The sequence below is a fragment of the Candidatus Avelusimicrobium alvi genome, from assembly GCF_958451995.1.
Taxonomy (GTDB): domain Bacteria; phylum Elusimicrobiota; class Elusimicrobia; order Elusimicrobiales; family Elusimicrobiaceae; genus Avelusimicrobium; species Avelusimicrobium alvi.
In genome coordinates this window covers 1-8,091 of the sequence record NZ_CAUDSG010000052.1, presented here as the reverse complement: position 1 = coordinate 8,091, position 8,091 = coordinate 1, and the positions used below count along the sequence as shown (strand labels likewise).

Annotated in this window: 10 protein-coding genes; all 10 read left to right on the top strand. The window is 54.3% G+C overall.

From position 1 onward, the window contains the following. Positions 1-216 precede the first annotated feature (216 nt). From ACQY36_RS07610 to atpC, 10 genes are read left to right on the top strand one after another with little or no spacing between them, the layout of a single operon-like run. Positions 217-474: an AtpZ/AtpI family protein gene (locus ACQY36_RS07610; protein ID WP_428057408.1), complete on the top strand. Its 258-nt coding sequence runs from the start codon at positions 217-219 to the stop codon at positions 472-474. After that, positions 461-1,222: a F0F1 ATP synthase subunit A gene (gene atpB, locus ACQY36_RS07605; RefSeq protein WP_428057406.1), complete on the top strand. Its 762-nt coding sequence runs from the start codon at positions 461-463 to the stop codon at positions 1,220-1,222. The genes ACQY36_RS07610 and atpB overlap by 14 nt, the downstream gene beginning before the upstream one ends. 47 nt (positions 1,223-1,269) lie before the next feature. Next, complete coding sequence (gene atpE, locus ACQY36_RS07600; RefSeq protein WP_177746667.1) at positions 1,270-1,500, top strand: ATP synthase F0 subunit C; 231 nt, start codon at positions 1,270-1,272, stop codon at positions 1,498-1,500. A 20-nt stretch (positions 1,501-1,520) separates the two neighbouring features. Continuing rightward, positions 1,521-2,015, top strand: a complete 495-nt coding sequence (gene atpF, locus ACQY36_RS07595) for a F0F1 ATP synthase subunit B (protein WP_428078662.1) — start codon at positions 1,521-1,523, stop codon at positions 2,013-2,015. Between the two features lie 4 nt (positions 2,016-2,019). After that, positions 2,020-2,547, top strand: coding sequence for an ATP synthase F1 subunit delta (atpH, locus tag ACQY36_RS07590; protein WP_428057400.1), 528 nt, complete (start codon positions 2,020-2,022; stop codon positions 2,545-2,547). Positions 2,548-2,559: 12 nt separating this feature from the next. Then, a complete protein-coding gene (gene atpA / locus ACQY36_RS07585) occupies positions 2,560-4,095 on the top strand; it encodes a F0F1 ATP synthase subunit alpha (protein ID WP_428057398.1) in 1,536 nt (511 codons plus the stop codon). After that, positions 4,096-5,031, top strand: a complete 936-nt coding sequence (gene rfaD / locus ACQY36_RS07580; RefSeq protein ID WP_428057397.1) for an ADP-glyceromanno-heptose 6-epimerase — start codon at positions 4,096-4,098, stop codon at positions 5,029-5,031. Positions 5,032-5,039: 8 nt separating this feature from the next. Continuing rightward, positions 5,040-5,942, top strand: coding sequence for an ATP synthase F1 subunit gamma (gene atpG / locus ACQY36_RS07575; RefSeq protein WP_428071901.1), 903 nt, complete (start codon positions 5,040-5,042; stop codon positions 5,940-5,942). A 22-nt stretch (positions 5,943-5,964) separates the two neighbouring features. Then, the gene (gene atpD, locus ACQY36_RS07570) at positions 5,965-7,383 is read left to right on the top strand and encodes a F0F1 ATP synthase subunit beta (RefSeq protein WP_428078660.1); all 1,419 of its coding nucleotides are present in this window, start codon (positions 5,965-5,967) and stop codon (positions 7,381-7,383) included. Positions 7,384-7,386: 3 nt separating this feature from the next. Then, positions 7,387-7,797 carry an ATP synthase F1 subunit epsilon gene (atpC, locus tag ACQY36_RS07565; RefSeq protein WP_428078658.1) on the top strand — a complete coding sequence of 137 codons (411 nt, stop codon included), beginning with the start codon at positions 7,387-7,389 and terminating at the stop codon, positions 7,795-7,797. Positions 7,798-8,091: the final 294 nt, after the last annotated feature.

Genomic DNA, 8,091 nt, shown 5'->3' with positions numbered 1-8,091 from the left:
GAGGGCTACGCCCGTATTGAGAAAAACCCCCGGCTACGCCGGGGGATGTTTATTATGGATACCTTGCAAACGCTCCGGCGCAAAAGCCCGGGCGGCCGAAATTTAATACAATAAGAGAGAGCGGTTTTATTCGTGCAAAAAGAATAGCTTTTTTGGCGAAAGTTTCTTATAATATAAGTATACTTACCGCTCGGTAAATAAAACCGGGGGCGACGTATGGCGCTGGGACCGTTCACCAAGCAGGATCATCTGCAGATTACGACGTTGGGGCTGGAGTTTGCCGCGTCGGAAATGCTGGGCGCTTACGCCGGGTATTGGCTGGATAAACGGCTGGATTGCAGCCCGTGGTTTTTAATCGCGGGGGCCGTATTGGGGTTTATGCTGGGGTTTTACCAAATCATACGTTCGGCCAGCCAAATGGAAAAAGACGCCGCAAATTTAAAAAAGGCAGATAAAAAAGATGGACGTAGCTGAAATTATTTCTCACCACATTTTAGACCACGACTGGGGGGTAACCCTGGCGGGTTTTCGTCTCCCGGTCACTACCCACACCGTTACGCTGTTGGGGATAAGCGTTGTATTACTGCTCGGCCTGCACTGGATTTCGCTGGGCCGCCAAAGCCGCACGGGGCGCTTGCTGACTACGCTGGCGGAAGAGTATGTTTCCTTTATCCGCGACAGTATGGTTCTGCCCAATATGGGCCGGGAAGGCCGCGGTTTCCTGCCGTATTTCTGCACGCTGTTTTTATTTGTGCTGTTCGCGGCGCTGGCGGGGCTGGTGCCCGGCATGCGGACCGCTACCGCCAACATTTCGGTTACCGCCGCGCTGGCTTTATGCTCGGGCGGTCTGATTCTGTACAGCGGGCTTAAATTCCACGGCGTCATCGGCTTTTTAAAAGGCTTTGTTCCGTCCGGCACGCCGGGCTGGCTGGTGCCGCTGATTTTCCCGCTGGAAGTAGTCAGCTTGATTATCAAAGTATGCGTGCTGGCTATCCGTTTGTTTGCCAATATGCTTTCGGGGCATATGGTGCTGATTTGTTTGCTGTTGATTATTTTTATCGTCGGACAGATGCACGTTGCCGCGGGCGCGGGGGCTTTGATTCCGGCCATGGGGCTTGAAATTTTTATGACGTGTCTGGAACTGTTGGTGGCGTTTTTGCAGGCGTATGTGTTTACGCTGTTAACGGCCATTTTCGCCGGGTCCGTCATTCATACGCATTAATTTAAAAATCTAGCAAGAGGGCTTCGGCCCGAAAAGGAGAATAACATATGGAACTCGTAGCACTTAAATACATCGCCGCCGGTATCGGCGCGGGACTCACCGTCATTGGCGCGGGCCTTGGTTTGGGTAAAATCGGCACCGCCGCGTTGGAAGGCACCGCCCGCCAGCCCGAAGCCGGTTCCGACCTGCGCACCACGATGATCATCATCGCCGCGCTGTTGGAAGGCGCCGCTATGCTGGGCTTGGTGATCTGCCTGCTCACGATGGTAATGAAATAAGCCGTTTGGAAGCGTAATTTATGGAAGATTTATTGAAGCCCGACTACGGCGTAATGGTGCTGACGGTCTGCAACTTCCTGTTACTCGTGTATTTGCTGAAAAAATTTGCGTGGAACGGCATCATCGGTATGCTGGAAAAACGCGAACAGCAGGTGGCGAATGACAAGCGGGAAGCGCAGGAAGCCCGCGCCGCCGCGGAAAATATTAAACGCGACCTGGACGAAAAGCTCGCCCAAATTTCCGACGAAGCCGCCAAAAAAATGGCCGAAGCCGTGAAAATGGGCGAAACGCAGAAGGAGCAAATCCTGGCGGCCGCCAAGGAACAGTCCGAGCGGCTGATTGAACAGGCCAAAGCGCAAATTGAAGCGGAAAAGAACAAAGCATTGTCCGACGTGCGCGGTGAAATCGCCCGCACCGCCGTGCTGGCCGCCTCCAAAGTGGTGCAGCAGCAAATGAGCGAAGAATCCGCCCAAAGCGTGGTGGACCGGGTGCTTGAGGAAGTAAAGGCAAAATAAGGTTATGAACAGTTCAGACAGAATCGCCGTGCAGCGTTACGCCGCCGCTTACAACGGCCTGAGCGCGTCCAACGAAGAAGCCGCCCGCCGGGCGGCCGACTTGCGCGCCGCGCAGGAGGCTTTGTCCGCCGTGCGCGAATATATGACCAGCCCGCGCGTCTCTTCGGAACAAAAAAAACAAACCGTCAAAGACGCGCTGCAAGGCGCGCCGGAAACGGCGTCGTTCGTGGAACTGTTGATTGACGCCAAACGCTACGGACTTTTGGAAGCCGTTACCCGCCGCGTGGGGGAACTGTTGGACGAGCGGCTGGGTATTATGCGCGCGGAAGTGGCGTCGGCGCGGGAATTAAGCCCCGCGCAAAAGAAAGCCGCCGAGGAAGCCTTGTCCGCACGTTACGGCGGACGGGTGGAAGCCTCTTTTATAACCGACCCGGCCCTTTTGGGTGGACTCAAAATCCGGTGCCGGGGAGAACTGATAGACGGCAGCCTGCAGGGGCGTTTGGCCAAACTGCAGGAAGAACTGACACATTAATACGGTAATTATATGGCAATCAGACCAGAAGAAATAACCAATATCATTAAAGAAAAAATAGAACATTTTGACACTTCCGCCGACGTCAGCGAAGTGGGCACCGTCATCCAGGTGGGCGACGGCATTGCCCGCGTGCACGGTTTGAATAACGTAAAAGCCTCGGAACTGGTTGATTTCGGCAACGGCGTCAAAGGTATGGCGCTGAACCTGGAATACGACAACGTAGGCTGCGTGCTGATGGGCCCGGACCATTTGGTCCGCGAAGGCGGCACCGTCAAGCGCACCGGCGAAGTAATCAGCATTCCCGTCAGCGCGGATATGATTGGCCGCGTGGTGGACCCGCTGGGCAACGCGCTGGACGGCAAAGGCGCCATCAAGGCCGATAAAACGATGCCCTTGGACATCGTTGCCCCCGGCATTATTGACCGCCAGCCCGTTAAACAGCCGCTGCAAACCGGTATCAAAGCGATTGACGCCATGGTGCCGATCGGCAAAGGCCAGCGCGAGCTGATTATCGGCGACCGCCAGACGGGTAAAACCGCCATCGCGGTGGATGCCATCATCAACCAGAAGAATATTCCGCAGTCTGAACGCTGCATCTGCATTTACGTGGCCGTCGGCCAGAAGCAGAGCACCGTGGCGCAGGTCGTCAAAACGCTGACGGACTTCGGCGCCATGGATTACACCGTGGTCGTGTCGGCCACCGCGTCGGACCCGGCTTCCCTTTTGTACATCGCCCCGTACGCGGGCTGCGCCATCGGCGAATACTTTATGTGGCAGGGCAAAGACGTGCTGATTGTGTATGACGATTTGTCCAAACACGCCCAGGCGTACCGCCAGATGTCCTTGCTGCTGCGCCGCCCCCCGGGCCGCGAAGCGTTCCCCGGCGACGTATTCTATTTGCACTCCAGACTGCTGGAACGCGCCTGCAAACTTTCCAAAGAAAACGGCGGCGGTTCGCTGACCGCGCTTCCCATCATTGAAACGCAGGCCAACGACGTGTCCGCGTATATTCCGACCAACGTCATTTCCATTACGGACGGACAGATTTACCTGGAAAGCAGCTTGTTCTTGAGCGGCATCAAGCCGGCCATTAACGTCGGTTTGTCCGTGTCGCGCGTAGGCGGCTCGGCCCAGCGCAAAACCATGCGCAAAGTGGCCGGTACGCTGCGTATTGACCTGTCCCAGTATCAGGAGCTGGAAGGCTTCGCGCAGTTCGGTTCGGAACTGGATAAAGAATCCCAGCGCCAAATCGCGCGCGGCAAACGCATGACGGAACTGTTAAAGCAGAACCAATACGCGCCTATGAAAGTGGGCGAAGAAGTGCTGGTGCTGTACGCCGGCGTGCACGGATATTTGGACGGCGTGGAAGTCAGCGACGTGCTGGAATATGAAAAACAGCTGCTCGCCTACGCCCGCGCCGAACGCCCGGACGTGCTGGAAACGCTCAACACCGTTAACGAACTGACGAAAGAAGTGGAAGAAAAAGTCGTCAGCGCGCTGGACGCTTTTAAATCGGTTTTCAAACCCGCGAAACAGGAGAAATAAATGGACGCTAAAACCAAGAAAAAATACCTGGTTACCGGCGGCGCCGGATTTATCGGCAGCAATATCGCCAAAACCCTGGAAGCCCAGGGCCACGAAGTAACCGTGATGGACGATTTTTCCAAAAACGGCAATTTTAAAAACCTGATCGGTTTTAAAGGCGACGTGATTACCGCGGATTTGTTCAACTATATGCCGACGGATATGTATTTTGACGCCATCTTCCACGAAGCCGCCATCACCGACACCACGGTAATGGACCAAAAAGCCATGATGGAACAGAACGTGGAAGCGTTCAAAAACCTGCTGAGCTTCGCCGCGGAAAACGAAATTAAAAAAGTCATTTACGCTTCTTCCGCCGCCACTTACGGCAACGGGCCCGTCCCCAATGTGGAAACGCAGCCCACCCACCCGGAAAACGTCTACGGTTTTTCCAAGGTGATTATGGACAATGTCGCCCGCCAGTTCTCGGCCGACAATAACGATATGGCCATCATCGGCCTGCGCTATTTCAACGTGTACGGCCCCGGCGAATACTACAAGGGCAAAATGGCCAGCATGGTGTACCAGCTGTACAACCAGATGAAAGCCGGCAAACGCCCGCGCGTATTCAAATACGGCGAACAGCAGCGCGATTTCGTATATGTAAAAGACATTGTCAAAATCAATCTCTGCGCGCTGAATAACGGCAAAGAAACCGGCGTATACAACGCCGCCACCGGTATCCCGCGCGACTACAACGCCATCATCGCGTGCTTAAATAAAGAGCTCGGCACCAACCTGGAACCCGAATACATTGATAATCCGTATCCGTTCTTCCAGCTTAAAACGCAGGCGGATATGACGCTGGCCAAAGAAAAACTCGGTTACGAGCCGGATTACTCGCTGGAAGCGGGCATTGCGGACTACGTGTCCATTCTGGAAGGCCGGAATAAATAGGTAACGGCATGGAATCACTCAGGGACATACGGCAAAACATCAAAGCCATCAAATCCACGCAGCAGATTATGCAGACGATGAAGATGATCTCCAGCGCCCGCATCCGCAAAGCGCAGGACGCGATGGACGCCGCCCGCCCGTTCGCCAAAAAAATGCTGCAAATGGTGGACGATTTAAAGCAGGATATTCTGGCTATGCCGGAACCGGAAGACGGCGAAAGCTGGGCCGGACGCTTTTTCGTCAACAAAACCGGGGACGCCGGCAAAATCGGCCTCCTGGTTATTACGGGCGACAAAGGCCTGGCGGGTTCGTTCAACGCGGTCATTTTGCGCAGCGTGCTGCAATTTCTGAAAGAACACAAAGACAAAGAAATTTTCGTCTTTGCGGTGGGCAAAAAAGGGCGCGATTTTCTGATGCGTTTAAAAATGCCGAATTTGCATATTGCGTACGAAAGCGTGGGGATTTTCCCGAAAGTTTCCTACGCGCACGCGGAACTGCTGGGCGAAGCGGTGCTGAAAACGTATTTTGAGCAGAAACTGGGCGAAGTGGTGCTGATTTACAACGACTTCAAGTCCCTCGCCAGCCAGAACCTGGTGGAACAGAGAATGCTGCCGTTTGATTTTGAACAACATCACAACGACAAAGACGAAAGCGATTTTCTGTTTGAGCCCGGCATGCTGGAAATTTTCCAGCTTCTGGTGCCGCGTCTGGTAAAAGCCAATATGTACCGCTTTTTGCTGGAATCGCAGGCCGCCAACCTGGCCGCCACCATGAACGCGATGGACGCCGCCAGCAAAAATGCGGGGGAACTGGTTACCGCGCTGGGCGTAAAGCTCAACAAAGTGCGCCAGGCCAGCATTACCAACGAAATTTTGGATATTGTGAACGGGGCCGAAGCCCTAAACAGCTAATTCTTAGAATACAGGAAACCATATGAAGACTGGAAAAGTAATTCAGATCATCGGTGCGGCGGTGGACGTTCAATTTGAACAAGACCACCTCCCCGCCATTGAAAACGCCATTGAAATTGATATGGAAGGCGGCAAAAAAATCGTGGCCGAAGTGGCCCAGCAAATGGGCGACGGCATCGTCCGCTGCGTTTCGCTGGAAAGCACCGACGGCCTGCAGCGCGGCGCCAAAGCCGTAGACACCGAGGGCCCCCTTTCCGTGCCGGTGGGCGAAGCGTGCCTGGGCCGCCTGATGAACGTGCTGGGCAAACCGCAGGACCACAAAGGCGATATCAAAGCCGATATGGATATGCCCATCCACCGCGATCCGCCCTCTCTGGAAGACCAAAACCCGACCCCGGAAATTTTTGAAACCGGTATTAAAGTAATTGACCTCATCGCCCCGTATATGAAAGGCGGAAAAGTGGGTCTGTTCGGCGGCGCGGGCGTAGGCAAAACCGTGCTTATTATGGAGCTTATCAACAATGTGGCGCGCGAGCACCACGGCAGCTCCGTCTTCGGCGGCGTGGGGGAAAGAAGCCGCGAAGGCAACGATTTGATGCTGGAAATGAGCGAGTCCAAACTGTCCGACGGGAGCACCGTGCTGGATAAAACCGTGCTCGTCTACGGCCAGATGAACGAGCCGCCGGGCGCGCGCGCCAAAGTGGCTCTTACCGCTCTTACGCAGGCCGAATACTTCCGCGACGTAAAAGGCCAGGACGTATTGTTGTTCCTGGACAATATTTTCCGCTTCGTGCTTGCCAACTCCGAAGTGTCCGCCTTATTGGGCCGTATGCCGTCCGCCGTGGGTTACCAGCCGACCTTAAACACCGAAATCGGCAACCTGCAGGAACGTATTACGTCTACGAAAAAGGGCGCCATTACGTCCATTCAGGCCGTATACGTGCCCGCCGACGACTTGACCGACCCCGGCGTGGCCGCCACATTTACGCACTTGGACTCCACTTCCGTGCTTTCGCGCCAGATTGCCAGCTTGGGTATTTACCCGGCTGTGGATCCGCTGGATTCCACTTCCCGCATTCTGGACCCGCGCATCATCGGCGACGAACACTACAACGTGTCCCAGAGCGTGCGCAAAGTCTTGCAGAAATACAAAGATTTGCAGGATATCATTGCCATTCTGGGTATGGACGAACTTTCGGACGACGACAAGAAAACCGTGGCCCGCGCCAGAAGAATCCAGAAGTTCCTGTCGCAGCCGTTTTCGGTGGCCGAACAATTCACCGGACACCCGGGCAAATACGTTAAACTGGCCGACACCATCAAAGCCTTTAAGGGCATTGTAGACGGTGAGTATGACCATATCCCGGAATCCTGCTTCTACATGTGCGGCGGCATTGAAGACGTGCTGGCCAACTACGAAAAAGTCAAAGACAAAGAGTAATCTATGGCCAAGAAACTGACCCTAAACCTGATTACGCCGGAAAAACAGCTCCTCTCCAACCTGGAGGTGGATATGGTCATCCTGCCCGCTTTATTGGGCGAGATGGGCATTCTGCCCGGGCACGTGAAAACCATCGTGCAGCTGGGGATGGGTTCCCTGCGTTACAAAAAGGACGGGAAAGAAGAAGAGTTTGCCGCGCTGGGGGGCTTTGTGGAAGTCCTAAACGACGTGGTAAACGTGTTTGCCGAAGGGGCGGAACTGGCTGGTGCAATTGACGAAGAGGCCGAAAAGCAGAAAATTAAGGCAGCCAAAGAGTCCCTCTCCAACAAAGACGCCGACATTGATTTTGAACTGGCCGAGTTGGAAATCAAGCAGGCAATCGCCCGTATGAAAGTTAAAAAAAGACATATGTAAGTTTTCCGGACAGGTCTTTAAAAACCCCCGTTTACCGCGGGGGTTTTTTGTTTGATTTATTGGGATAGTACGGCTCCATTAGCCGGGTGTTTGCGCATAGAAAAATGCCCCCCGGAAAACTTTTACATTCCCGAATGTTTCTCTTCCAAGTATCTAAAAGTACCGTATATTGCCAGGCCCTGGCCAGGCCAGAGAAGGGAGCCCAGGCTCTGGGCCCTGCCCCCGGCAAGGGGGTTGATTTGTTTTTTTTTTTTGATAAATTGGGGAAAGACCTATTGGGTCGTATCCCCTCGC

What these genes read in the sequence shown, in the direction of transcription:
- ACQY36_RS07610 (WP_428057408.1), top strand. Translation starts at nt 217, where the DNA reads ATGGCGCTGGGACCGTTCACCAAGCAGGATCATCTGCAGATTACGACG.
- atpB (WP_428057406.1), top strand. Translation starts at nt 461, where the DNA reads ATGGACGTAGCTGAAATTATTTCTCACCACATTTTAGACCACGACTGG.
- atpE (WP_177746667.1), top strand. Translation starts at nt 1,270, where the DNA reads ATGGAACTCGTAGCACTTAAATACATCGCCGCCGGTATCGGCGCGGGA.
- atpF (WP_428078662.1), top strand. Translation starts at nt 1,521, where the DNA reads ATGGAAGATTTATTGAAGCCCGACTACGGCGTAATGGTGCTGACGGTC.
- atpH (WP_428057400.1), top strand. Translation starts at nt 2,020, where the DNA reads ATGAACAGTTCAGACAGAATCGCCGTGCAGCGTTACGCCGCCGCTTAC.
- atpA (WP_428057398.1), top strand. Translation starts at nt 2,560, where the DNA reads ATGGCAATCAGACCAGAAGAAATAACCAATATCATTAAAGAAAAAATA.
- rfaD (WP_428057397.1), top strand. Translation starts at nt 4,096, where the DNA reads ATGGACGCTAAAACCAAGAAAAAATACCTGGTTACCGGCGGCGCCGGA.
- atpG (WP_428071901.1), top strand. Translation starts at nt 5,040, where the DNA reads ATGGAATCACTCAGGGACATACGGCAAAACATCAAAGCCATCAAATCC.
- atpD (WP_428078660.1), top strand. Translation starts at nt 5,965, where the DNA reads ATGAAGACTGGAAAAGTAATTCAGATCATCGGTGCGGCGGTGGACGTT.
- atpC (WP_428078658.1), top strand. Translation starts at nt 7,387, where the DNA reads ATGGCCAAGAAACTGACCCTAAACCTGATTACGCCGGAAAAACAGCTC.